At 52.8% G+C, this 23,348-nt stretch carries 25 protein-coding genes, 1 tRNA gene and 1 rRNA gene; 19 read left to right on the forward strand and 8 right to left on the reverse strand.

Annotation, left to right across the window (positions count from 1 at the left end):
- The 3 genes from rrf to A7P95_RS05615 form a co-directional block, all read left to right on the forward strand.
- Positions 1–90, forward strand: a 5S ribosomal RNA gene (rrf, locus tag A7P95_RS12485); the annotation flags it as partial.
- Positions 91–231: 141 nt separating this feature from the next.
- A complete protein-coding gene (locus tag A7P95_RS05610; protein ID WP_067592460.1) occupies positions 232–2,436 on the forward strand; it encodes a 3'-5' exonuclease in 2,205 nt (734 codons plus the stop codon).
- A 116-nt stretch (positions 2,437–2,552) separates the two neighbouring features.
- Positions 2,553–2,975: an HIT domain-containing protein gene (locus tag A7P95_RS05615; RefSeq protein ID WP_067592462.1), complete on the forward strand. Its 423-nt coding sequence runs from the start codon at positions 2,553–2,555 to the stop codon at positions 2,973–2,975.
- 97 nt (positions 2,976–3,072) lie between these two features.
- Here the strand turns inward: A7P95_RS05615 and A7P95_RS11615 are convergent, their stop codons facing one another.
- Entirely contained in the window at positions 3,073–3,306 is a 234-nt protein-coding gene (locus A7P95_RS11615; RefSeq protein ID WP_156503512.1) for a hypothetical protein, read from the reverse strand.
- Between A7P95_RS11615 and A7P95_RS05620 the strand changes: the two genes are divergently transcribed.
- Positions 3,280–3,355: transfer RNA gene (locus A7P95_RS05620), tRNA-Phe, on the forward strand. The genes A7P95_RS11615 and A7P95_RS05620 overlap by 27 nt on opposite strands.
- Positions 3,356–3,621: 266 nt before the next feature.
- Here A7P95_RS05620 and prfH read toward each other — a convergent pair.
- The 4 genes from prfH to A7P95_RS05640 form a co-directional block, all read right to left on the reverse strand.
- Entirely contained in the window at positions 3,622–4,287 is a 666-nt protein-coding gene (gene prfH, locus A7P95_RS05625; protein ID WP_342667765.1) for a peptide chain release factor H, read from the reverse strand.
- Positions 4,236–4,937: a hypothetical protein gene (locus A7P95_RS05630; protein ID WP_067592467.1), complete on the reverse strand. Its 702-nt coding sequence runs from the start codon at positions 4,935–4,937 to the stop codon at positions 4,236–4,238. Before A7P95_RS05630 ends, prfH begins: the two co-directional genes overlap by 52 nt.
- 3 nt (positions 4,938–4,940) lie before the next feature.
- Entirely contained in the window at positions 4,941–6,080 is a 1,140-nt protein-coding gene (locus A7P95_RS05635; protein ID WP_067592469.1) for an RNA ligase RtcB family protein, read from the reverse strand.
- A 528-nt stretch (positions 6,081–6,608) separates the two neighbouring features.
- The gene (locus A7P95_RS05640) at positions 6,609–6,965 is read right to left on the reverse strand and encodes a hypothetical protein (RefSeq protein ID WP_067592500.1); all 357 of its coding nucleotides are present in this window, start codon (positions 6,963–6,965) and stop codon (positions 6,609–6,611) included.
- Between the two features lie 364 nt (positions 6,966–7,329).
- Between A7P95_RS05640 and A7P95_RS11620 the strand changes: the two genes are divergently transcribed.
- Together A7P95_RS11620 and folP are read left to right on the forward strand one after the other, a co-directional pair.
- A complete protein-coding gene (locus A7P95_RS11620) occupies positions 7,330–7,563 on the forward strand; it encodes a hypothetical protein (protein WP_156503513.1) in 234 nt (77 codons plus the stop codon).
- The gene (gene folP / locus A7P95_RS05645) at positions 7,560–8,405 is read left to right on the forward strand and encodes a dihydropteroate synthase (RefSeq protein ID WP_067592471.1); all 846 of its coding nucleotides are present in this window, start codon (positions 7,560–7,562) and stop codon (positions 8,403–8,405) included. Before A7P95_RS11620 ends, folP begins: the two co-directional genes overlap by 4 nt.
- A gap of 247 nt (positions 8,406–8,652) precedes the next feature.
- On the opposite strand, the gene A7P95_RS05650 is transcribed toward folP, so the two are convergent.
- Complete coding sequence (locus tag A7P95_RS05650) at positions 8,653–9,813, reverse strand: THUMP domain-containing class I SAM-dependent RNA methyltransferase (protein WP_067592473.1); 1,161 nt, start codon at positions 9,811–9,813, stop codon at positions 8,653–8,655.
- Positions 9,814–10,003: 190 nt separating this feature from the next.
- On the opposite strand from A7P95_RS05650, the gene mutY reads away from it, so the two are divergent.
- The 3 genes from mutY (at position 10,004) to A7P95_RS11915 (ending at position 13,324) form a co-directional block, all read left to right on the forward strand.
- On the forward strand, positions 10,004–11,035 hold the full coding sequence (gene mutY, locus A7P95_RS05655; protein ID WP_067592475.1) for an A/G-specific adenine glycosylase: 1,032 nt from the start codon (positions 10,004–10,006) through the stop codon (positions 11,033–11,035).
- 113 nt (positions 11,036–11,148) lie between these two features.
- Positions 11,149–11,613, forward strand: coding sequence for a TonB-dependent receptor plug domain-containing protein (locus A7P95_RS11625; RefSeq protein ID WP_179945901.1), 465 nt, complete (start codon positions 11,149–11,151; stop codon positions 11,611–11,613).
- A gap of 757 nt (positions 11,614–12,370) precedes the next feature.
- The gene (locus A7P95_RS11915; RefSeq protein WP_179945902.1) at positions 12,371–13,324 is read left to right on the forward strand and encodes a TonB-dependent receptor domain-containing protein; all 954 of its coding nucleotides are present in this window, start codon (positions 12,371–12,373) and stop codon (positions 13,322–13,324) included.
- 264 nt (positions 13,325–13,588) lie between these two features.
- Here A7P95_RS11915 and A7P95_RS05665 read toward each other — a convergent pair whose 3' ends face one another.
- On the reverse strand, positions 13,589–14,497 hold the full coding sequence (locus A7P95_RS05665; protein WP_067592477.1) for a hypothetical protein: 909 nt from the start codon (positions 14,495–14,497) through the stop codon (positions 13,589–13,591).
- 42 nt (positions 14,498–14,539) lie between these two features.
- Entirely contained in the window at positions 14,540–14,791 is a 252-nt protein-coding gene (locus A7P95_RS05670; RefSeq protein WP_067592503.1) for a DUF1289 domain-containing protein, read from the reverse strand.
- 377 nt (positions 14,792–15,168) lie between these two features.
- Between A7P95_RS05670 and A7P95_RS05675 the strand changes: the two genes are divergently transcribed.
- The 10 genes from A7P95_RS05675 to A7P95_RS05690 all read left to right on the forward strand — a co-directional run bounded on the left by A7P95_RS05675 (position 15,169) and on the right by A7P95_RS05690 (position 23,291).
- A complete protein-coding gene (locus tag A7P95_RS05675; RefSeq protein WP_067592480.1) occupies positions 15,169–15,798 on the forward strand; it encodes a lytic transglycosylase domain-containing protein in 630 nt (209 codons plus the stop codon).
- A 13-nt stretch (positions 15,799–15,811) separates the two neighbouring features.
- Complete coding sequence (locus A7P95_RS11635; RefSeq protein ID WP_156503516.1) at positions 15,812–15,997, forward strand: hypothetical protein; 186 nt, start codon at positions 15,812–15,814, stop codon at positions 15,995–15,997.
- A gap of 36 nt (positions 15,998–16,033) precedes the next feature.
- On the forward strand, positions 16,034–17,422 hold the full coding sequence (locus A7P95_RS05680; RefSeq protein ID WP_067592483.1) for an MFS transporter: 1,389 nt from the start codon (positions 16,034–16,036) through the stop codon (positions 17,420–17,422).
- A complete protein-coding gene (locus A7P95_RS05685; RefSeq protein ID WP_067592485.1) occupies positions 17,412–17,927 on the forward strand; it encodes a single-stranded DNA-binding protein in 516 nt (171 codons plus the stop codon). The genes A7P95_RS05680 and A7P95_RS05685 overlap by 11 nt, the downstream gene beginning before the upstream one ends.
- A 572-nt stretch (positions 17,928–18,499) precedes the next feature.
- A complete protein-coding gene (locus tag A7P95_RS12175) occupies positions 18,500–19,120 on the forward strand; it encodes a site-specific integrase (protein ID WP_156503517.1) in 621 nt (206 codons plus the stop codon).
- Positions 19,121–19,354: 234 nt separating this feature from the next.
- Complete coding sequence (locus A7P95_RS12180) at positions 19,355–20,098, forward strand: integrase (RefSeq protein ID WP_245636572.1); 744 nt, start codon at positions 19,355–19,357, stop codon at positions 20,096–20,098.
- 55 nt (positions 20,099–20,153) lie between these two features.
- Positions 20,154–20,570, forward strand: a complete 417-nt coding sequence (locus A7P95_RS12185) for a site-specific integrase (RefSeq protein ID WP_245636573.1) — start codon at positions 20,154–20,156, stop codon at positions 20,568–20,570.
- Positions 20,571–20,840: 270 nt separating this feature from the next.
- Positions 20,841–22,172, forward strand: a complete 1,332-nt coding sequence (locus A7P95_RS12190; protein ID WP_245636574.1) for a hypothetical protein — start codon at positions 20,841–20,843, stop codon at positions 22,170–22,172.
- Positions 22,154–22,879 carry a hypothetical protein gene (locus A7P95_RS12195; RefSeq protein WP_245636575.1) on the forward strand — a complete coding sequence of 242 codons (726 nt, stop codon included), beginning with the start codon at positions 22,154–22,156 and terminating at the stop codon, positions 22,877–22,879. Before A7P95_RS12190 ends, A7P95_RS12195 begins: the two co-directional genes overlap by 19 nt.
- 1 nt (position 22,880) lies before the next feature.
- The gene (locus A7P95_RS05690) at positions 22,881–23,291 is read left to right on the forward strand and encodes a hypothetical protein (protein ID WP_067592487.1); all 411 of its coding nucleotides are present in this window, start codon (positions 22,881–22,883) and stop codon (positions 23,289–23,291) included.
- Positions 23,292–23,348: the final 57 nt, after the last annotated feature.

Here is a 23,348-nt window from a genome sequence, read left to right on the forward strand (position 1 = left end):
CCCACGCCTTCCCATCCCGAACAGGACCGTGAAACGAACCAGCGCCGATGATAGTACGGATACCCGTGCGAAAGTAGGACACTGCCAAACACCTATTCCGACACCCCGGCTTAATCAGCCGGGGTGTTTCCTTGTGGGGGGGCGGGTGTCAGCACTACATGCCGAACTTTTTCAGGTAGCCTCTGCTGCTATAATTCACCTCTCTTTGTTATTACCACATCTTTCAATATCGTGCTCGCATCCCCCTCGCAAAACACACTCCTCTCCGGCCTCAACCCAGAGCAGCTTTCCGCCGTCACCTGGCCGGCAGAATCCGCCTTGGTGCTGGCCGGCGCCGGCAGCGGCAAAACCAAAGTGCTCACCACCCGCATTGCCTGGCTGCTGCACACCGGCCAAGCCAATCTGCATTCGGTGATGGCAGTAACGTTTACCAACAAAGCCGCCAAAGAAATGCGCGCCCGTTTGGAAACCATGCTGCCGCTCAATATTCGCGCCATGTGGCTGGGTACGTTCCACGGCTTGTGCCACCGCTTTCTGCGCCTGCACCACAAAGATGCCGGCTTGCCCGCGTCGTTTCAAATTCTCGACAGCAGCGACCAGTTGGCACTTATCAAACGCCTGCTCAAATCCCTAAATATCGCAGAAGAAATCATCGCACCGCGTGCCTTGCAGGGCTTCATCAACGCGCAAAAAGAAGCCGGCCTGCGCGCCGAACTGCTGCATGCCGGCAATCCGTATGAGAAACGACTGATTGAGTGTTATGCCGCATACGACTGCCTCTGCCGCCAAGAAGGCGTGGCAGATTTTGCAGAGCTCATGCTGCGCAGCTACGAAGTGCTGTCTGCCAACGAATTGCTGCGCACCCACTACCAAAACCGCTTCAGCCACATCTTAGTGGACGAATTTCAAGACACTAACAAGCTGCAATACGACTGGCTGAAACTTCTCGCTGGCCGGCATGCCGTGGTGTTTGCCGTGGGCGACGACGACCAAAGCATCTACCGTTTCCGCGGCGCGCGTGTGGGCAATATGGCCGACTTCATGCGCGAATTTCAGGTAGCCTCACCCATCAAACTGGAGCAGAATTACCGCTCGGTGGGCAACATCCTCGCCGCCGCCAATGCTGTAATCGAACACAACGACGGCCGCCTCGGCAAAAATCTGCGCACCGAAGCTGAAAGCGGCGAGAAAATCCGCTTCCTCTCCGCCTTCACCGACGGCGAAGAAGCCGAATTCGTGGTGGACGAAATCAAGGCGCTGCACCACGAAGGCATGGAGCTGCACCACATGGCCGTGCTTTATCGCGGCAATGCCCAATCGCGCGTGCTGGAGCAGGCGCTGTTCCGCGCTGGGCTGCCGTATAAGATTTACGGCGGGCTGCGCTTTTACGAGCGCCAGGAAGTGAAACATGCGCTGGCCTACCTACGGCTGGCGGTCAATCCCGAAGATGATAACGCCTTGCTGCGCGTGATCAACGTGCCCGCGCGTGGCATCGGCAGCCGCACGGTGGAAAGCATTCAAGCCGCGGCGGCGGAAGAGGGCGTGTCGCTGTGGCAGGCAGCCTGCCGCGTGGCAGTGAAAAACGGCAAGGTAGCCGCCTTTGTGCGCCTGATTGAAGGCTTGCAGTCGCAAATCGGCCAGCTGAGGCTACCTGAAAACGTATCCGAAGCCGTGCACGCCAGCGGCCTGTATGAACACTACCAAACCCAAAAAGGCGACCACCAAGACCGCCTCGACAATTTAGACGAGCTCATCCGCGCCGCTGAAGAGTTCCGCCCCGAAGACAGCAATTTCGAAACCCTGCCCGCCGATGAGCTTGGCAACCCCGCCTTCCCCGTGCTCGCTTTCTTGAGCAACGCCGCGCTCGAATCCGGCGAAAACCAGGCCGGCGCCAACGAATCTGCCGTGCAGCTGATGACCGTGCACGCCGCCAAAGGCCTCGAATTCGACGCCGTGTTCCTCACCGGCATGGAAGAAGGCCGTTTTCCCAGCGAGCTAAGCCTGGCCGAACACGGCGGGCTGGAAGAAGAACGGCGGCTGATGTATGTGGCCATCACGCGCGCGCGCAAACGCCTCTACATCAGCATGGCGCAGCAGCGCATGCTGCACGGCCAAACCCACTACGGCACCGTTTCGCGCTTCGTGGAAGAAATTCCGCCCGATCTGCTGCACCTGCTCACCCCCGTATCGAAGCCGCGTTTCCCCGTGCCCGAAGGCATCCCGCCGCGGGGCAGGGCGGAGCCGCAGCCCGAATGGGTCGAGCCCGCCGATTACGGCGGCTTCAGCATCGGCCAAAATGTGCGCCACCCGAAATTCGGCACCGGCGTCATCATCGAAGGCGAACGCAAAGCCGACGGCGCCCGCCTCACCGTAAACTTCGGCAAGCAGGGCATCAAAGTGCTCGACACCAAGTTTGCCAAACTGGAAGCCCTGTGAATTTTCAGGTAGCCTTAAGGGGCTACCTGAAAAATGTATGAGCCGGCTGCAGTTGCCACACGGCGCAAGCTGCTTCAGAGGCTACCTGAAAAAACCGTCCACCCAAGGAGAACACCATGTCCGCATACAACCCCGACAACATTTTCGCCAAAATCCTGCGCGGCGACATCCCCAACCACACCGTGTATGAAAACGAGCAAATCCTCGCCTTCATGGACGTGATGCCGCAAGCGCGCGGGCATGTGCTGATTGTGCCGAAAACACAGGCCGTGGAGCTGAGCGATTTGCCCGCAGAATATGCCCAAGCCGTGTTTGCCGCAGCCAAAAAAATCATCGCCGCCCAGCGCAAGATATTGAAACGGCACGGTATAGTGCAAATGCAGCTCAACGGCGAAGAAGCCGGCCAAAGCGTGCTGCACTACCACATGCACCTCATCCCCGGCCATGTGCACGAGCTCGGCCAGCACGAAGAAAAAATGGCCGACCACGCCGAACTGGCCGAGCTGGCTGCCCAACTGCGCGCCGCCCTGGCCGAATAAGGCGCAGCCGGGCAGCATGCCGTAAAACCTGCGCCCGCGTTGCCCAAACCAAACAGGCTACCTGAAAATGGAAAGCTATTTTCAGGTAGCCCTCATCCTACCGCCGTTCGCGCAAACGGTTGGGCGGCATCAGCCAGCCCATATAACGGATACGGCACGGTCCTGCCCCAAACAGCATTCGCCCAGCGCAGGCTACCTGAAAAATATTGCGGGGAAATAATGCCTTTGCCAATCCGTTAAAATATTTTGCCGAAAAAGCTTGACTCAGGTTCGATAAACTGGTGTAATAGCGAACTTCAAAAGCGGCCAGATAGCTCAGTTGGTAGAGCAACGGATTGAAAATCCGTGTGTCGGCAGTTCGATCCTGCCTCTGGCCACCATTAACCGCTTTTTAGCGGTTATTTTTTTTGTCTAACGCCGTCTATCCAAATCTACAAAACCCAAGCCCAGCAAGGCTTTCAGCCATGTTTAGGGCTTGTTTGGTATCTGCCGCCGTCTATCCGAATTGCGTTGAAGCAACAGAAATTTGGGGGTATTTTTTACGGTATTTTGAAAATGCCGCAGAAAAATACCCCCAAAAATGCCGCTAGCCCATAAAAAGGCTACCTGAAAACGGAAGAATAGTTTTCAGGTAGCCTTTTGCCGTTTAGCCGAGCCGTTCTTTAAACTGCTGCCCCATAAACACGCGCTGCTGGTTGCCGCGTTCCACTTGGTAGAGTGATTTGTGGGCGCCGGCGGCGTGCTGTTGCAGGGCGCTTTGGTGGTGCTCCGCCAGCTTGAGGGCGAGCAGCTCGAGCGCGCGTTTTTTGTTGGCGTGCTGGCTGCGTTCGCTTTCAACGCGCACGGCGATGCCGCTGACTAGGTGTACGGCGCGCACCGCGGATTCGGTTTTGTTTACATGCTGGCCGCCTTTGCCGCCGGCGCGGCAGGTTTGAAACTCGATGTCGCCATCGTTGGGCAGCTCGGGGATTTCAGGTAGCCTGAACACGCCGATATACCAATTTTTGCGCGGGTGTTGCGGCCGCAGCGGGCTGGGGCAGACCCATTGCAGGGTGCCGAGCCAGCGTCCTGCCAGGGCTTCGGCGTTTTTGCCGTTGAATTTGAGCACGGCGGAAAGGATGCCGTACTTGCTTGGCGTTTCTTCCAACAGCTCGGCCTGCACGCCGGCCTGTTCGGCTTCGCGCAGTATTTGCCGCAGGGCGAAAGCGGCAAACATCTGGCATTCGGCCGGGCCTTGAGCGGTGGAGATTTGCAGGTAGATCATGCTTTGTTTCCTTTCATTTTCGGCCGGAAGGAGCGTCTGGCATCGAATCCCTTGTTGCCGATTTTGTCTTTGTCGGGCACAGGCGGGCTGGTTTCGGCTTCGCTTTTGAGCTGCGATAAATATTCGCAAAGGTGTTGCCACACGATATCGGGGTCGAAATAGACGCCGAGGCCGGAGAGCTGGGGGTTTTCGGCAAAATCCTGGCGGCTGTCGAGCCGGGTGGGGCGGTGCGGGTCGGCATAATAGGCGAGCAACAGCGGCACTCGGCGGTGGGCGGCAATGCTCGGCTGGCTGCGGTTGCAGCGGCGCGGGCTGAAGTCGGGCTCATAGCGGTGCTGATACCAAGGCCAGTAGTAGTTGTCGAATTGCGGCAGGCAGTATTCGCGACCGTCGAGAAAGCGCACCATGTTCAGGCCGCGGCGATAGCGGCGGTGTTGCAGATACACGCTTTCGATGTCGTATGAGCTGTACACCTGCTTGTCGGTGGCAAACAGGAACACGCGCAGGTTGCCGACATACAGCTCGGACACCACGGCGCAGGCGCCGAATTCCTGCTGCCAGTCGGCGGGCGGCTTGGGCAGACTATGCAGGATTTCGCTGCCGGGAGGCTGGCGGCGGTCGAACACGAGCACGGGGTCGCTGCCGTATTTGGCCACTTTGTGGTCGTAGAAATCTTTAAATTTGCTGATGATTTTCATGTGTCATCCTCCGCAGACGCCGCTGGTTTTATAAGTGAGCACGGGTTTGAGGCGGGCTATCGGCTCGATGAGGCCGGCATGCTGCATGGCGGCGATGATGCTGTCGATGTTTTTGTAGGCTTGCGGCGCTTCTTCGTATACCAAGGCCTTGTCGGCGCACACCACCAGGCTGCCGAAGGCGGTGCGGCGCAGGCTGTCGGCGCTGTATTTGTGCGACAGGCGGCCTTTGCATTCGCTGCGCTGCCATTTGCGGCCGGCGCCGTGGGCGAGCGAATTGAGCGCGACGGTGCAGTCGGCGGCTGGCTCGACCAGATAGCTGTAGTCGCCGCGCGAGCCGGGGATGAGCACCAGGCCGCAGTCGGATGGGGTGGCGCCTTTGCGGTGCAGCCAGCCGGTTTCGCCGCCGACTGCGGTGTGTTGCAGAAAGTTGTGGTGCACGTCGAGCAGGCGGCGGCCTTGGGCGCCCCAGAGCGCGAGCATGCGTTCGGCAATCAGCTGGCGGTTGGCGCGGGCGAAGGCGAGGGCATTTTGGTGCTCGGCGAGGTAGGCGGCGGCTTCGGGGCTGTTTTCAGGTAGCCCTGAGTGGCCGTGTGCTTCCACGTGGCGGCGCAAAATCTGCTGGCCGAATCCGCGCGAGCCGCTGTGCACAAGCAGTTGCAGGCAGGCGGCATTGAAATTTTCAGGTAGCCTTTCGGGGCGGTAGACGGTGTCCACAGTTTGCAGTTCGGCAAAGTGGTTGCCGCCGCCGATGGTGCCTAAGGCTACCTGAAAAGGATGGGGCGGCAGGATTTCGCGGATGCGCGGCTGCCAGCTTTCATCCAGCGGGGCATCGATATTGCCGAGCTGTTTGGCCAGTTTGGCGGGCTTGGCTTTGTGTGCAGCCAAATCGGTTTGCCACAGCGCCATGCCGCAGCCGATGTCGTTGCCGATGAGCGCGGGGTAGAAACGGCCGCTGCTGAAAAACGCAGCGCCGACGGGATAGCCGCGCCCAGCGTGCAAATCTGGCATGCCGGTCACGCGGCGCATTTGCGGCAGGCGGGTGGTGGTTTGCAGCTGTTGGATGGCGTTGCCTTCAATCCAGGTGTGGGAATCGGCGATTAAAACGGTGTTTTCGGAAAGGTATTGGGGGGTTTGTGTGCCCATATTCGTACTTTCTTGCTGGTGGCGGGAAACCGAGCATTCATACAGCAGCCTGCCTTGCCGTGCAGCAAAGCAATATGCTGAAAATGAAATGGTTTCGCGCCGAATGCAAACGGCAGGCGCAGCCAAACGGCGCAAGCGCTGCGGTTTACACGATGGGGAGAAAGTAGCCCGAAGCGGGCGGCACAAGAATGGGAAGCGGCCTTATGCTTCTGAGCTGCAAAGAATTGAACGGAGTGTGAAAACATGCGGCATGATGGGCTCCTTCTTTGCTGGATGGTGGATAAATAGGAAAATGGGCGGCTTAGCGCAGCCTCGTTTTGCGGATATTCCCGTTTGCCGGAGCAGGCGGGAAAGCGGGCGTCATGTTAGCGGGGAGAATGAGCTGGCGGCAAGTTTGGCGCGGGCAAATGCGGGGAATGTGTTGTGTTTTTTCCGCAAACGGGCTATTGCATGATGGGAAACGGAGTGCGGAAACGATAAAAACCGGCTGTCTGGCGACGGCCGGTTTTTGTGAACAGCTTTGCTGAATTAGCCCATATTACGTTCAGCATTAACTAAAGAACGACGAGCCAAAGCTAAGTTAGCCTTGCTTTTATCTAGTACAGAGTACAGGAACAAACCCTCATGACGAGCTAATGGGCGCATCAAGTGGTATTGGGTGCCCAAGGTAATTAGCACGTCTTCAATTTCGTCTTTCAAACCAAGCATTTTCATGGTTTTATTCTTAGCACGTATTACTTCGGTGTTACCTGCGGCGGCGATTTCCAAGTCAATCGCGGGGCTGCCGCCACCGGCCAGCAGCATGCCGCTGGAGTAGTCCACAACTGCGGCTGCCAAGGCGCCATCCACATTCAGCATTTCTGCTACGGTTTTATCGTAATTCATTTTCGACAAGATCTCCACAAAGAAAACAAAACAAAAAATCAATAAGCTATGGTTTCCTGACAACCAAAACATACTCTCTACTTTGTAACTCAGGAAATGCCGGCAGGCTTTATTATCTGAAATGCAGGCCTGCTTCTCTATGAGTTGAATTTGGCGTTTAGGTCGCAACAGCTTGATACAGCCGCATTCAACGCTGAATGGCAGTATATGCCTTTTGCTTTTCAAAGTAAATATTAACACCGTCATAATTGCGGCGAGCTACTGCGCAGGCTATAGGCTTGTTATGCAGGAAACTTGCTGATATTTCTATGTTTTAATTGATGGTTGGGCATCTGTTTCGGAAGTGGTGCGGCAGTTGGGGAAAATGCGCAAGCTTGATATTTTCACTACATTTCCCCTGGTTTTTGGCTTTTTTTCTTTTAAAGCGGCCGTTGTTTCCGGTTTTTTACTGGTGGTTTTAGTTGATGCAGCGCAAAGGTTTTCCGCGTGGAAAGACCAGATGCGCCACAATCCTGCCGATTGCGGGCAGCGGGCTTATAATACGGCTTTCCGTTTTTCACTTCATCGCAGTTTGTATTTTCAGGTAGCCTCACCATGACCACCCCATCCGTTTGGCAGGCCGGCCGTTTCCAAATCAGCCTGGCTGAGCCCAAAATCATGGGCATCATCAACCTTACCCCCGATTCCTTCTCCGACGGCGGCACCTATTCGCGCAGCGCCGCCGCAGCCTTGGCACACGCCGAGCAGCTGCTGCGGGAAGGCGCCGATATTTTAGACATCGGCGGCGAATCCACCCGCCCCGGCGCCGCTTATGTGCCGCCCGAAGAGGAGTTGGCGCGCTTGCAGCCGATCGTGCGCGAGCTGGCCAAGTGGAGCGTGCCGCTGAGCGTGGACACGCGCCGCACAGCGGTGATGCGCCGCCTGTTGGACGAAGGACTGGCCGACATCATCAACGACGTGGCCGCGCTGGAAGACGAGGGCGCGGTGGATTTGCTGGCCTGCCATGCCAACATCGGCATCTGCCTGATGCACATGCAGGGGCTGCCTGAAAATATGCAGGAAAATCCGCGTTATGAAGACGTGGTGGGCGAAGTGGCAGGCTATCTGAAAAGCCGTGCCGAAGCGTGCGCAGCGGCGGGCATTGCACGCCACCGGCTGGTGCTCGACCCGGGCTTCGGCTTCGGCAAAACGTTGGAGCACAATGTGCAGCTCATGCGCCACCTGCCCGAGCTTCAGGCGCAAACCGGCCTGCCGCTGCTGGTTGGCGTGTCGCGCAAACGGATGATCGGCGAGCTGAGCGGCGAGGCGGATGCGGCGGCGCGGGTGCACGGCAGCGTGGGCGCGGCGCTGGCGGCTGCGGCACGCGGCGCGGCGGTGCTGCGCGTGCACGATGTGAAGGCGACGGTGGACGCGTGGCGGGTGTGGCGGGCTTTGCAGTAGGCAGATGGTTTTCAGGTAGCCTTTTGGCTGGATGGGGCTACCTGAAAATGTTTGAGCCGGTTTCTGCTTAGTACACTGGCTTTGGGTTGGGAAAGATGGTTGTGTTTTTCAGGTAGCCTTCTTAGATATGCGGAGGCTACCTGAAAATGTTTTGTTTGTTTTTTAGTAATTTAAAAGGGATGGGCTAGAGAGGGAAAGTGAAGGCTACCTGAAATTTTCAGGTAGCCTTTGTGTTGGCGGGTGGTATTTAGCTGCCGGCTTTGGGTGTGCGGTGGGAGCCGCGCACCATATCGAGCAGGAAGAGGCGGCAGTCGAGCTTGCCGTTGTAGAGGGGGATTTTGCGCTTGGGGGTGAGGCGCATGAGTTTGGGCATGTCGCGGTCGGCGGTGAAGAGGCCGCAGAGCCAGCCGGGGTAGTGCTGTTTGAGCCAGGAGCCGAGCTGGGGGTAGAGGGCGTGCAGGGTTTGGATTTCTTCGAGGCGCACGCCGTAGGGGGGGTTGGAGAGGAGGATGCCGTTTTCGCCGTTGGGGCGGGTGTCGCGCACGTCGGCTACCTGAAAAATAATGTGGTCGGCCACTTGGGCTTCGCGGGCGTTGGCGGCGGCGGTTTGGATCATGTGGCGCAGGTTGTCGCTGCCGGCGATGGGGGCGGGGGCTTGGGGCAATATGGCGGCTTGGGCTTCTTGGCGCAGGCGTTGCCATAAATCGGCATCGAAGTTGGCGAGGTTTTCAAAGCCGAATGGGCGGTGCAGGCCGGGGGCGCGGCGGGTGGCGATGAGGGCGGCTTCGATGGGGAGGGTGCCGCTGCCGCAGAATGGGTCTTGGAAGGGCTGGCTGCCGTTGTAGCCGGCGAGGAGGAGGAGGCCGGCGGCGAGGTTTTCGCGCAGGGGGGCTTCGCCTGCTTCTTGGCGGTAGCCGCGTTTGAAGAGGGCTTCGCCGCTGGTGTCGATGAAGAGGGCGGCGTGTTGTTCGCTGAGGAAGGCGTGGATGCGGATGTCGGGGCTGGCTTTGTTGACGCTGGGGCGCTGTCCTTGGCTGCTGCGGAAGCGGTCGCACAGGCCGTCTTTGATTTTGAGGGCGGTGAAGTCGAGGCTTTTCACGCGGGCGCGTTTGCCTTCTGCTTTGATTTTGAAGGTTTGCCCGGCGTGAAACCAGTCTTCCCAGCGGATATTTTTGGCGAGGCGGTAGAGGTCGTCTTCGCTGCGGTAGGGCTGGCAGGCCAGTTGCAGCAGGATGCGGCTGGCGGTGCGGGAGTGGAGGTTGAGGCGGTAGGCGGTTTCGAGGCTGCCTTGGCAGGATACGCCGCCTTCTGCGGGGGCGATTTGGCCGGCGCCGTGCTGCTGCATTTCTTGGGCGAGGATGTTTTCGAGGCCGCGCGGGCAGGTGGCGAAGAGGGTGTGGCGGGTCATGGCGGGGAATCAGGGTTATATAGAGGGCTGGGATTATATCGGGAAACGGAGTGGTGCGGCGGAAAGGCTACCTGAAAAAAGGCGGGGAGAGGCTACCTGAAAATATCTTGCCCGCTATTTCGCTATACAATACGGGGTTTCGGTTTGAGCTTCGCGGAAACGTGCGGAGCGGTTTTCAGGTAGCCTTTGAGTGGAAACAACGAGCAATTTTGCCCGTCGGCTGGTGCGCTGGCAGCGGGAACACGGGCGGCACGGCCTGCCTTGGCAGGTGCGCGAGCCTTATGCGGTGTGGCTTTCGGAGATTATGTTGCAGCAAACGCAGGTGGCAACTGTGTTGGACTATTACCCGCGTTTTCTGGCGGCGTTTCCCGATGTGGCGGCGCTGGCGGCGGCGGATGAAGATGCGGTGCTGGTGCTGTGGGCAGGGCTGGGCTACTACAGCCGCGCACGCAATCTGCATGCGGCGGCCAAGCAGGTGGTGCACAATTTCGGCGGCGAGTTTCCCGATACGCGCGTGGAGCTGGAAACGCTCAAAGGCGTGGGGCGCAGCACGGCGGCGGCGATTGCCGCGTTTGCCTTCGGCCGGCGCGAGGCGATTTTAGACGGCAATGTGAAGCGCGTGCTGTGCCGCGTGTTTGCGCAAGACGGCGAAGCGGGCAACAAAAAATTTGAGGCCGAATTGTGGCGTTTGGCGGAAAGCCTGCTGCCCGAAGCGGAAGACATGACGGCCTACACGCAAGGCCTGATGGACTTGGGCGCGCTGGTGTGCAAACGCGGCAAGCCCGATTGCGCCGCATGCCCGATGGCAGAAACCTGTTTGGCCAAACAGCAGGGGCGGATTGCCGAGCTGCCGCGCAGAAAGGCGGCGGCCGCGGTGAGGGAAGTGGCGCTGTATTGGCTGGTGTTGCGCGACAGGCGGGGCAGGGTGTGGCTGGAGAAGCGGCCTGCGGGCGGCATTTGGGGCGGTCTCTATTGCGTGCCTTGCTTCGAGCGGCTAAATGATTTGTATGCGCGCGCGGCGGCCTTCGGCGTGGCAGCGGAGGATTTGACCGAGGGCGAGCCGGTAAGCCACCGGCTCACGCACCGGCTGTTGCAGATTACGCCCTTGCAGGCGGAGGGGGTGCCGGCAGGGCAGGCAGGCGGCGCCAACGGCGGTTTGTGGGCAAATCCGGCGGAATACGGGTTGCCCAAGCCTTTGGCGGAGTATTTGCGGCGGAATTGACGCGGCAACAACAGTTTTTGCACAAAAGATAAAATTTCTTTACCTTTATTTTGTCGCAATATTGAATTATTCTCAATTTACTGGCCGCATGGTGCCTGCCTGCGGTGCTGGGTTTGACTGCCTTGCCGGCGCGGGCGGCAGAAGAGGCGGTGGATTCTGCCGTGTTGCCGGTGATTGAAATCAAAGGGCAGCGGGCGCTGTCGACTTTAGCCGGGCAATCCCGCCTCTCCCGTGAAAATATCGACCAGCAGCAAGCCGATAATGTGGCCGCGCTGCTCGACCTGCTGCCCGGCACCAGCAGCTCAGGTTCGCCGCGCCCCGGCGGGCAAACGTTGAATATTTGGGGCTTCGGCGATAATGAAGACATCAAAATCTCCATTGATGGTGCCGCCAAAAATTTCGAGCGTTATCGGCAGGGCTCGGTATTCATCGAGCCGGAATTGCTGCGCCAGGTTACGGTGGATAAAGGCTCGTTTGACGTGTCGCGCGGCAACGGCGGATTCGGCGGCGCGGTGAAGCTGGAAAGCCGCGATGCGCAGGAGTTTTGCGCGAAGGGCAGAATGTGGGCGGATTGCTGAAAATCAGCCACCACACCAACGACGAGCAATGGCAAACCAGCACCGCCGTCTTCCTGCAAAACAACAGCCGCAGCTGGGACGGCCTGCTCTACACCTCGGTGCGGCGCGGCCACGACATCAAACAGCCCGATGGCGAGCGGCTGGCTTATTCTGCCAACGAGCAGCAGAGCTTTCTTTTGAAAAGTAACTATAGCCCCAGCCCCGAACACCGCTTCACCTTCTCGGCCATGTATGGCCGCCATCATGCCTGGGAGCCGTTTGCCGCCAAACGCGGCGAACTGCGCGGCCCTACTGAGCGTGAAATCCGGCTGTATGGTCTGGATGCCGCCTGGAAGCGCAAGCTGGTGTACCGTAGCCAAGACGACGAAAGCTATTCGCTCAAATACCGCTATATGCCGGAAAACCCGTGGTTTGATCTCACCGTGCAGCTGAATCACGCCAAAACCGGGCAAGACGACCGCCGCCCCGATAATGCCGGCTCCGGCTTTCTCGGCAGCATGGGCAATGAAAGCCATACCGCCTATCAAGACACCGGCCTAGGCATCAGCAACGTGAGCCGTTTCTCCACCGGCAGCCTGCAACACCGCCTCACCCTTGGCCTGCAAACCAACCGCCACGTGCGCGAAGTGATGATGTCTGACGAGAGCCGGCAGAATAATGCCAATTTCAACTACGGCCATTTCCAGCCCTACTATATGCCCGCCGGCAAACAGCAGCAAAACAGCTTCTACGTGCAAGACGAAATCCGCATCGGCACATGGACGCTCACCCCGCCCTGCGCTACGACCACATCCACAACCAAGGCGAGCCCAACGTGGCGCGCGGCTACAACACCCCCTCCGCCGGCCACGACTACCGCAGCAAAACCTACAGCGGGTGGTCGCCGTTTTTGGGCATCGCCTGGCAACCCAACGACAACACCCTGCTGTTTGCCAATGCCAGCCGCACTTGGCGCGCTCCGGTAATCGACGAACAATACGAAGTGCAATCCGCTACCAGCAGCGCCTCCGCCACCAGCCGCTACCTCGAGCCGGAGCGGCTCACCTCCTTCCGCCTCGGCGGCATCCTGCGTTGGCAACACCTGCTGCGCGAGCAAGACAGCCTGCAACTGCGCGCCACCCTGTTCCACACGCGCGGCAAAGACGAAATCTTCAAAAACCGCGGTATTTTCTGCCGCGAACAGCTGCCTAACCGCCCCAGCAGTGTTTGCGACCAGCCCATCGGCAACTACCGCAACCTGCCCGGCTACACCATACGCGGCGGCGAAATTGAAGGCTACTACGAATCCGACCGCTGGTTTGCCGGCCTCACCTACTCCTTCATGCGCGGTAAACGCGAAGGTTCACCGCGCAACCCCTGGCACGACCAAGACACTTGGCTTGCCGACATTCCGCCTCGCAAAGCCACCGCTACCCTCGGCGCACGCTTCCCCGCACAAGGCTTAACCCTCGGCTGGAAAGCCGAATTTATCCGCCGCCAAGACCGTTCGCCCATCGACGGCGACCCCATGGCCGCCTACTGGGCGTTGCCCAAATCCAAAGGCTACGCCCTGCACGGCCTGTTTGCCGCCTGGCAGCCGCCGAGCTACAAACAGCTCACCTTGCGCCTCACCGTGGATAACCTATTCAACCGCCGTTACGCCCCCTATCTTGGCGAAGCCGTGAGCGGCGTTGGCCGCAACATCAAAGGCAGCCTGTCGTGGCAGTTCTGATGGCAAGTATTTGATGAGCCAATCAAAAAAGGCTACCTGAAAACCAGTTTTGTTTTTCAGGTAGCCTTTGTATTGGCAGGGCAATTAGGTAGTTGGGCGTTTGGCTTGATGGAAGCTTGCAAAGCCCTTTTTCAGGTAGCCTTTATCGTTCCGCAGAGGCTACCTGAAAACGATGTTTCCGAAGGAAGCGGAGTTTCTGCGAAGCTAAAGCGGAGCTTCAACGCAGTGAAAATGTAGCGTGGCAAAGTTTCCGCGAAGCCGAAATCATATCGCCACGCCCAGCTTCGCCAGCAGCCAATCCAGATAAAACAGGCTGTACACCGCTGAGAGCGCCAGCACGATGCCGATTTGGTTTACGGTGGAGATTTTCTCTTTGAAGGCCAGCGCGCCGGTGAGCGTGCCCAACACGATCACGCCCAAATTCATGCCTGCAAACACCAGCGTCGGGTCGCCGGCGAAGGCGTGGTGTGCCTTGATATAAAACAGGATATTGCCGAAATTAAGCAGCCCGAGCAGCAGGCCGCCGGCGAAATCTGCCGCCTTCAGCGGCTTGCCCTGGCGCCACACATAGCCCCACATCAGCACGCAGGCCAGCGCAAATGCCACAAACAAATTCAGCGACAGCGCCTGCCCGGTTTTAGATAACTGCTTGAACAAAATGTCGATTATGCCGAATCCCAGCCACACTCCCGCCAACCAGCCCATGCCGCCGCCCTTCTTGCCCTGGCCGGGCTTGTAGAGCAGGGCAGCCAGCGCGCTGAAGGCCAGCACGATGCTGACGATTTTGTTGCTGTTGAGCCGCTCGCCAAATAGCAGAAACGCCGCCAACACCGGCAACACCAGGGAAAGCCGCTGTGCCGCGTCGGAGCGCACGATGCCCGCCTGCTCCACCGCGCGCGCCATCACCACGAAAATGCTCGGCAGCAACACGCCCAGCGCCAGAAACGGCCACAGGCTGCCGATGCCCGCGTGGCGCAGGTTTTCCAGTGGCGGGCTGAGGAACAACCAGCAGCAGGCGGTGGCCGCGATGTAGTTTACGGCGATGGCGTGCTCGATGTGGATGCCGTGCTTGCGCGCGGTTTTCAGCAGCACGGATACGGCCACGCTACACAGCACGGCCAATGCGAGAAACTGCCAAGTCCAAGTGGCGGGGAAGAGGGAAAGGGCGGACATGGGGGAAATCCTAGGAGAAAATGGGAAATACGGGGAATGAAGTTAGAAAAAATCGAAATCCATCTGCTCGGGCAGCTCCATGGAAGCCAGCTGCTGTTCGGCGGCCAGCTGGAGCAGCTTGCGTTTGCGCAGGCGGCACAGGCGCAGCACGTTTTGTTTCTGCGTGTCGGTGAGCTTCAGCCAATGCAGCCTCTCGTCGCGGCTGCGCAGGCAGCCTTTGCAGTAGCCCTTGCTGTTGGCCTGGCAAACGCCGATGCAGGGGCTGGGGATGCTGAAGAATTCGAGTTGTTCCATATTGTGTGCGAAACACGGCGCGAAGGCGGCATTGTATAGCAAGCGTTTGGGGGGAATCCAGCAGGGAAGGCTACCTGAAAAGTTTCCGCTTGCCGCGAGCGAATCGGTTTTCAGGTAGCCTGTTGACCCTGCTGAAGGCTACCTGAAAATATTATCGGGCGTTTTCGCAGCGCAGAAACGCTGCTTTTTTCGGCAACATCGTTTTTAACTGCGTTGAAGCTCCGCTTTAGCTTTGCAGAAACTCCGCTTCCTTCGGAAACTTCGTTTTAGCTTCGCAGAAACTTCGTTTTCAGGTAGCCTTTGCCGCCCCGCCGCCGCCAGCAAGGCGCCGATTGGCGATATAATGGCGGCCTTTCCGTGCCGAATGGGTTTGAACGATGCCTGCTCCTTTTGCTCCCGAACAAGCCGACCGCCGCCGCCTGCTGCTGTCGCTGGCGGCGCTTTCTGCTGCTGCCTGCCTGCCCAAGCCCGCCCGCGCGGGGGCGCAGCGCGAGGAAACGCTGTCGGACGACGTGGCTTCGGTGATGCGCCATTCGGTGAACAATGTGAACCCGCCGCGCCTGGTGTTTGAAAACCCGTATAACGCGCCGCGCTGGCTCAACGATATGTCGCTGCGGCTGGCGCGTTTTGTGGCCGACCCGCTGGAGCGCCGCCGCCTGCTGATCAACATCCAATATGAAACCACCCGCGCCGGGCTGGATACGCAGCTGATTTTGGGGCTGATTACGGTGGAAAGCGCGTTTCGGCAGTATGCCATCAGCAGCGTGGGCGCGCGCGGGCTCATGCAGGTGATGCCGTTTTGGCAGCGCTACATCGGCAAGCCGGAGCACAACCTGTTCGACATCCGCACCAACCTACGCTACGGCTGCACCATCCTGCGCCACTACAGCAATCTGGAAAACGGCAATATGGAGCGGGCATTGGCGCGCTACAACGGCAGCCTCGGCAGCCGGCGCTATCCCGACGCGGTGATTGGCACGTGGCAGAGCCGCTGGCAGTGGTCTTAGCCGGCAGGCTTGTTTGGCAGAGCGCCCACCTGCTTTTTCAGGTAGCCGCCAATATTTTCAGGTAGCCTCAAGCGCCATCAGGCTACCTGAAAAACAGATTGCAAGCAGTTTGAACGGCTTGGAAGGCCGCCGCGAAGCAAAAAGCCAATCCCGCCCGCCCCGCCGAAAAGCGCCCGAGGCCGCAAGCCTTCGGGTATAATCGCACCGTTTTCCACACCACACAGATTCCGCCGCTATGTCCCGACCTCCCCGTACCGCCCTGCTGCCGGCCGAATGGCGTGCCAGCGCGTCGCTTTCCGGCGTGTATGCGCTGCGTATGCTGGGCATGTTTTTGGTGTTGCCGGTGTTGGCGCTGTATGCCAAAGAGCTGCCGGGCAGCACGCCTGCTTCGGGCGGCCTGGCGATTGCGGTGTACGGCCTCACGCAGGCGCTGTTCCAGCTGCCGCTGGGCATGCTTTCCGACAAGCTGGGTCGCAAAAAGGTGATTTACCTTGGCCTGGCGGTGTTTGCGCTGGGCAGCTTTATTGCGGCTGCGGCAGATAGCGTTGCCTGGCTGTTGGTCGGCCGGGCGATTCAGGGCGCGGGCGCGGTGAGCGCGGCGGTAACGGCGCTGCTGGCGGATTTGACGCGCGAAGAAGTGCGCACCCGCGCCATGGCTTCCATCGGGCTCACCATCGGGCTCACTTTTGCCGCAAGCATGGTGGTGTCGCCGCTGCTCACGGAGTGGATTAAGGTGTCCGGCCTGTTTGCGCTCACGGGCGCTTTGTGCGTGCTGGCCGTGGGCGTGGTGGCTTGGATTACGCCCAATCCGCAGCAGGGCAGGTTTCATGCCGATGCGGAAATGCAAACTTCGCGCATTAGCGAGGTGTTGCGCAATAAGCGGCTGATGCAGCTTAATTTCGGCATTTTCGCCTTGCAGGCGGTGATGATGGCGATTTTCGCCAGCCTGCCGATTGTGATGCGCGGCCTAGGGCTGCCCAAGGAGCAGCATTGGCAGATCTACCTGCCGGCGGTGTTGCTCGGGCTCTTGCTGATGGTGCCGGCGATTGTGGTGGGCGAAACGCGCAACAAGCTCAAGCAGGTGTTTGTGGCGGGGATTGCGCTGATTGCGGCGGCGCTGGCCGGGCTCTATGGTGGACAGGCTTCGCTGCTGGCCATCGGCATTTCGCTGGTGGTGTATTTCATCGGCTTCAATATTTTGGAGGCCAGCCTGCCTTCCATCGTGTCGAAAGTGGCGCCGATTGATTTGAAGGGCACGGCCATGGGCATGTATAACACGGCGCAGTCTGTGGGCGTGTTTGTGGGCGGCGCGGCGGGGGGGCGTTTGTTTGAACGCTTCGGCTTTTTCGGCGTGTTTGTGTTTGCCATGGCGCTCACGCTGGCTTGGCTGCTGGTGGCCGTGTTGGCGCCGGCGCCGGCGCCGGTGCGCAATCTGGCCTTTGCCGTGTCGCCAGTTTGGCAGGGCTGCGAGGAGCGGCTGTTGGCCGTGTTGCAGCAATTCGACGGTGTGGAGGCGGCCAGCCTCAGCGCCGACCGTTCAACCGTTTACATTAAGGCGCGGCAGCAGGGCTTCGACGAAACTGCCGCCAAACAGATTATTTTAGGAGGAAACCATGTTGAATAAAGTGATGCTTATCGGCAACTTGGGGCGCGACCCCGAAGTGCGCTACCTGCCCAGCGGCGACGCGGTGGCCAATTTTTCCATCGCCACCAGCGAAAACTGGAAAGACCGCAACGGCCAGCGCCAGGAGCGCACCGAGTGGCACAACATCAGTATGTTTGGCCGCTTGGCGGAGATTGCCGGCCAGTATTTGAAAAAAGGCAGCAAAGTGTATATCGAAGGCCGCATCCAGAGCCGCAAATACACCGGCAAAGACGGCATCGAGCGCACTGCCTACGACATTGTGGCCAATGAAATGAAAATGCTCGACGGCCGCAACAGCGGCAGCGGCCACTACGAAGGCGGCGAACAATACGCCGCCGCGCCCAGCCGCCAGCAGCAGTCTGCGCAAGGATACAATGAGCCGGCACCGGCCTACGCTGCTGAGCCGCCCGCTCCGCCGCGCCGCCAGGCTCCCGCACCCGCACTGGCTCCGATTGACGATATCGACGACGATATTCCCTTCTAGCACCCATATATCCTATATGTGTTAAATTTGATATTTAAATAGCTGGAGAACCTAGGTGTTGACTAGGTTCTTTTTTTGCACAAAAATTGAATGATCTTTATCATACTGTTAGTATTTATATATAAAATTGTAAAATTAAAATTTACTATGGTTAGATTAGAAATTATAGTTTTCACTAATGGTGAACGGTATCCTATCCTTATAGATAATGGAAAAAATATTCCACATTATTATTCTACTTTGTGGACCACATCTATTTTAAGGAGTAGTTGCTCTGTAAATACGATTCGCAATAAGCTATATGCTATACGGTGGCTTTTTAAATGGGAGTATAGTAAGAATAGAAATATTGTTAATGAGTTTAAAAATGGGAATCTTTTAAGTTATAAGGACATGATTAATTTAAGAGAGCATTTAGGCTAAGTGAGAAAACAGATAAAAAGAAGTTAAGTTTTAGTAATAGACTATCTGGAAATAAAAAAAGTATCAATTCAATAATTATTAGCCATTCTCATCAATATAATAGGATGACAGCTGCAATTGAGTACTTGGAGTTTATATCCAGTCTTTTTATGAATAAAGGATTATATACACCAAAAGATGTAGAAAAAATGACGGTTACGTTTAAAAACCTGAGACCGAATATTCGGAGTTTTTATTCTTCTGAAATTTTCGATAGTGCTAATATTACAGATGGTTTACTCGATGAATTTCTTGGTATTGCGGATTATCCGAACCCAAAAAATCCTTTTAAGAATGAGGGAATAAGAAAAAGGAACTATTTAATGTTCATGTTGCTGCGCAAATTAGGCATTAGACGTGGAGAGCTTCTATCAATAAGAGTTGATGATCTAATTTTAACAGGAAATCATCCTGCTATATTTATAAGACGTACACATGATGATCCAATAGATTCAAGAATGAATCAGGCTGTAGCGAAGACAAAAGAAAGACGTTTAGTAATCAGTCTTGAATTATCAAATCTCATAGATGAATATATACTTAATTATCGAAATAAAATACCAAATTCGAATAGGCACCCTTATTTATTTGTGACACATAAAAAAGGAATTTCACAAGGAAAACCACTTAGTATTAGTTCTTTTGATAATATTATAATACCTACTATGAAAAAAGTAGATAAAAATTTTCTATTATTCATTCTCATATATTTAGACATGAATGGAACTTAGATTTTTCTAGAAAAGTAGATCTTAATAATAAATTAGCTAAAGAGAATAAAACCAATCATACTGAAATTACTCCTGAGAATGAAGCTAAGTATAGACAACATTGGATGGGGCATACATCAGAGAAAAGTTCATATATTTATAACAAGAGACATATTATTGAACAAGCTAATAAATTAGTTCTTCTTGAGCAAGAAGAATTATTAAGTAAACTTTCTAATAAAATTGTTGAAAAAAATGACTAAAATTTCAAGAGATGGATATTCATTTAATCAGAATGATACTATATGGATATTAAATAAAGATATAAAGATAAAATTAACAAGAGATATTTTATCTTTGGACAGCTCATTGCTAGATGGATTTAAAAATATTTTATCTGACTATGCACAAGAGATGTCAGCTCATCATACTAGAAATATGTTGTTTATGTTTAGGCGGTTAATAAAATTTTCTAATGGGAATGCTATTACAACAGACAGTATATTGAATTGGCGTGCAAGTTTAACTAGGGAAAATGAATGGTATTTAGGATCATTAAAAGGATTTTTACGTACTTGGTATAAAAGAGGTTATTTAGGAATTTCTCTGGAAGTAGTTAAATTATTAGAAACATTTAATATAAAAGGAAATAAAAAGGGAAAATCAGTTGCTAATCATTGTCCATACACAGGACCGATGACGAATAATGAACTATTAAGCCTAGTGAGTGAACTTAATGAGCTATGGAAACAAAACAGAATCAGCTTTGAGTGTTACGCATATATTAATGCTCTAATAATAACTGCTAGACGTCCTTCGCAGTTGAAGCAGCTAAAAATGTGTGATTTGATTAAGGATAATAATGATTATTATATTAATATACCAAGAGTTAAACAACGACATTCAAACTTTAGGAAGTCATTTAGGAAATTCGCAGTCACTGAAGATCTATATTTAATTATAAGAAACTTAGCTGAAGATCAAATTAAAAAAAATTGAAATACATATTGGTAATACTTTACCTTTTGAACAAAGAAAATTAACACCTATTTTCATGAGTCATCAAACTTTATTAGAGATTAATAAGGGTAATGTGGGACTGTATCTAGAAAAAGACTTATTACATTCAACTATTCAAGAAATGAAGAAACTCATGGTGGAATTCAATAATGTCCAACATGCTATTTCTGAGCGTACTGGAAAAGTTATATATGTGAATGCAAGACGTTTTCGTTATACACGTGGAACTAATTTGGGGCGAAAAGGTGTTGGTGCCACAGTTATTGCAGAATTATTAGATCACTCTGATATACAGAATATAAAAGTTTATACAGAAAATATTGCCGATACTGTTCAGTATATTGATCGTGTAATGGGTGCCGAAATGGGGAAGTTAGCTCATGCATTTTCTGGGAGAATAATCTCTAGCTTGAATGAAGGTGAGAGGGGAATGATCCAACATCTTTTATAACAAACAATGGATCAGACACTGTTGGGGCTTGTAGTACAAATAAATTTTGTATAAGTTCTTATGAAAGCTGTTATCTATGTAGAAAATTTAGGCCTCTTCTTGATGGCCCTCATCAACAGATATTAGATAAATTATATCGAGAAAAAGAAGAGCGACTGAGAGTGTCTAAAAGCATAGATTATGCGAATTCTAAAGATCGCATTATTTTAGCGGTTGAGTATGTAGTTAAAGCTTGTAACCAAATGAAAAAATCTCGAGAGATTCATTAATATGGGTAGTCAAATTTTTGAACCAATAAGTAATTCTCCTACTAAAAATCTAGAACAGTTCATTTATTTCTGTAGATATAGATTAGATGCTTTTGGTGCTGATTGCTGGGAAAATAATCAATGGAGAACAAAGTTTAATATCCATTCAGTACAAGTTCGATTTTCTACAGATAGATTTCCATCAAATAGTTATAAATATAAACCGTTATCTTCACCATTTATTGAGTTTGCTAAGGCTTATATCCGTTATACTTATTCGTTAAGACCTATTCGTCAATTCGCTAGACATATGGAAGCATTGCGTTTTGTTGAAATGGCGTTACATAATGTAAAGAAAAAAGCAGATATCCTATATCTGGATAGTTTAGTTATTCAAGAAGTTCAAAATTTAGTTGCTAAAAAATATCCTAAAATGAATGAATCAACAAATAAACTAGGTTATCAATTAGAAGCATTATTTAATTTTTGTATAGAATATCAAATTGTTCCAAAGCTCCCTATATGGACTAATCCTTATAGTCGTCCTAGAGATTTAACAATATTATTAGATAAGAGAGGAAAAGATTATCGTTCCAAAAAAATGCCATCTGATGAGGAAATGCTACTTACAGCAAAACTATTTCATGATGCACCTAAGTTAGATAAGGAGACTGAATATTATACAGCAGTTATGGCTTTGCTTATGGTTGCTCCATCTCGTTGCTCTGAGTTAATGTCTTTATCTATTAATTGTTTAGAATGGACAGAAGATAGATTAGGAAATAAACAATTAGGTATTAGATGGATACCTGCAAAAAATGGGAAAGAGGGTCTAAAATGGGTTCCTGGTAGAATGCAGGATGTGATAGTTGAAGCAGTTAAACGTTTGACAGATATAGGATATTTAGCAAGAAGATCAGCGAAATTTGCGGAAGAAAATGTCAATATGCTAATGCTATCGTATCAAGGTATGCAGTCACCTAATGATTTATTTAAAAAACCTCTAGATGAAATAGAAATAGGTAAAATTTTAGCAATTAATGGAGAAAAAGGGATTCATGCTAAGTGGTTTAAAAAATTAGTAAATGAAAACAATGGTATTATAACTTATGATGTATTAGGAAGATACTTATACGAAAAATATACATCAAAATTTAATTACTGGCCGTATATTGACAAGAATAAAACCGTTAGGGCTTCTGAAGCCTTACTATTGTTCAGAGGAAATGAGTTCCATAATGAATTTCGTCCTAGAAATTTCTCTTTTGTATTGCCAACAGTAAATCAAATTAACGATAGATTTTGCTATTCTGAAACACGCCCTAAAACGTCATTATGGGAAAACATGACATAAGGACATCGAAAGGAGAATTTATTAGATTACTATCACATAATGCAAGACATTGGTTAAGTACAAAAGCTGAGCGTGGTGGAATGGATGAATTAACTTTAGCTAACTGGGCAGGGAGAGCTATAGTTGCAGATAATAAAGCTTATGATCACAGGACAGAAGAAGAAAAAAGTGAGGCAGTTCGGGATTTGTTAATCCCTGAGGATATCTCAATATTAGATAAAATCCATTTGAATCTTCCAGTTACATATGAGGACGTAGGGAAGGATGGGGTGGGAGTCACAACAATAACAGAAATAGGCATTTGTGAGCATGATTATGCAATGTCGCCATGTTCTCGCCATGGAGATTGTGAAACATGTAAAGAACTTATTTGTATTAAAGGATTAGAATCATCTTTAGAAATATTAAAGCATAGAGAAATTCAGCTTACAGAGCAAATTAATAAAGCAAAAGAACACCATAAATTAGGAGCTTTTGGTGCAGATCGTTGGATAAGTAACCTAGGGTGGAGATTGGCACATATAAGAACCAAAATTGCATTCTTGGAAAATAGTGAAATTCCAAATGGTACACTATTACGAATACCTGACGAATATGATCCTTCACCAGTCAAGTTAGCCTTATTGGAAAAAGGAATGGATATAGATGTTAAAAAACCAGAAACGGCTAAACTTGATGATGATTTATATAGGTTAATGGAGATGTAGTATGCCTAAAATTCTTATTACAGAAGAAAATTTGGAAGATATCATTATGTTGATTAAAACCTGGGAGGGGAAGTTAACATGGAATTTACTTTGCTCTAAAGTTTCAGAGTTATTGAATATTAAGAGTATTGAGAGGCAGTCACTGGCTAATTATCCTGATATACAAAAAGCCTTTAGCCAACAGAAGCAAAAAATAAAAGAAGATGCAAAAAAAGAACCAGTACCAAATGTAACGATGGATTATTTGCTAAAACAAGTTAATAATTTGAAGGCTCAGGTACAACGCTTGGAAGAAATTAATGAGCGATATAAACAGCAACTTATTGTATGGCAATATAATGCATATATGCATGGGATGACACAAGATGCACTAAATAAACCTCTTATTGCTGTTAACAGGCAGCATAGATAAAGAGGCTGACGTAGATTAGCCCTAAACCCCACACGATCCCTCTGAAACCTTCAAAAG

It is taken from the genome of Eikenella longinqua, from assembly GCF_001648355.1.
GTDB classification, from domain to species: Bacteria; Pseudomonadota; Gammaproteobacteria; order Burkholderiales; family Neisseriaceae; genus Eikenella; species Eikenella longinqua.

What these genes read in the sequence shown, in the direction of transcription:
- A7P95_RS05615 (WP_067592462.1), top strand. Translation starts at nt 2,553, where the DNA reads ATGTCCGCATACAACCCCGACAACATTTTCGCCAAAATCCTGCGCGGC.
- A7P95_RS05630 (WP_067592467.1), bottom strand. Translation starts at nt 4,937, where the DNA reads ATGAAAATCATCAGCAAATTTAAAGATTTCTACGACCACAAAGTGGCC.
- A7P95_RS05635 (WP_067592469.1), bottom strand. Translation starts at nt 6,080, where the DNA reads ATGGGCACACAAACCCCCCAATACCTTTCCGAAAACACCGTTTTAATC.
- A7P95_RS05640 (WP_067592500.1), bottom strand. Translation starts at nt 6,965, where the DNA reads ATGAATTACGATAAAACCGTAGCAGAAATGCTGAATGTGGATGGCGCC.
- A7P95_RS11620 (WP_156503513.1), top strand. Translation starts at nt 7,330, where the DNA reads ATGCGCAAGCTTGATATTTTCACTACATTTCCCCTGGTTTTTGGCTTT.
- folP (WP_067592471.1), top strand. Translation starts at nt 7,560, where the DNA reads ATGACCACCCCATCCGTTTGGCAGGCCGGCCGTTTCCAAATCAGCCTG.
- A7P95_RS05650 (WP_067592473.1), bottom strand. Translation starts at nt 9,813, where the DNA reads ATGACCCGCCACACCCTCTTCGCCACCTGCCCGCGCGGCCTCGAAAAC.
- A7P95_RS11915 (WP_179945902.1), top strand. Translation starts at nt 12,371, where the DNA reads ATGGACGCTCACCCCGCCCTGCGCTACGACCACATCCACAACCAAGGC.
- A7P95_RS05665 (WP_067592477.1), bottom strand. Translation starts at nt 14,497, where the DNA reads ATGTCCGCCCTTTCCCTCTTCCCCGCCACTTGGACTTGGCAGTTTCTC.
- A7P95_RS05670 (WP_067592503.1), bottom strand. Translation starts at nt 14,791, where the DNA reads ATGGAACAACTCGAATTCTTCAGCATCCCCAGCCCCTGCATCGGCGTT.
- A7P95_RS05675 (WP_067592480.1), top strand. Translation starts at nt 15,169, where the DNA reads ATGCCTGCTCCTTTTGCTCCCGAACAAGCCGACCGCCGCCGCCTGCTG.
- A7P95_RS05680 (WP_067592483.1), top strand. Translation starts at nt 16,034, where the DNA reads ATGTCCCGACCTCCCCGTACCGCCCTGCTGCCGGCCGAATGGCGTGCC.
- A7P95_RS05685 (WP_067592485.1), top strand. Translation starts at nt 17,412, where the DNA reads ATGTTGAATAAAGTGATGCTTATCGGCAACTTGGGGCGCGACCCCGAA.
- A7P95_RS12175 (WP_156503517.1), top strand. Translation starts at nt 18,500, where the DNA reads ATGAATAAAGGATTATATACACCAAAAGATGTAGAAAAAATGACGGTT.
- A7P95_RS12180 (WP_245636572.1), top strand. Translation starts at nt 19,355, where the DNA reads ATGACTAAAATTTCAAGAGATGGATATTCATTTAATCAGAATGATACT.
- A7P95_RS12185 (WP_245636573.1), top strand. Translation starts at nt 20,154, where the DNA reads ATGAGTCATCAAACTTTATTAGAGATTAATAAGGGTAATGTGGGACTG.
- A7P95_RS12190 (WP_245636574.1), top strand. Translation starts at nt 20,841, where the DNA reads ATGGGTAGTCAAATTTTTGAACCAATAAGTAATTCTCCTACTAAAAAT.
- A7P95_RS12195 (WP_245636575.1), top strand. Translation starts at nt 22,154, where the DNA reads ATGGGAAAACATGACATAAGGACATCGAAAGGAGAATTTATTAGATTA.
- A7P95_RS05690 (WP_067592487.1), top strand. Translation starts at nt 22,881, where the DNA reads ATGCCTAAAATTCTTATTACAGAAGAAAATTTGGAAGATATCATTATG.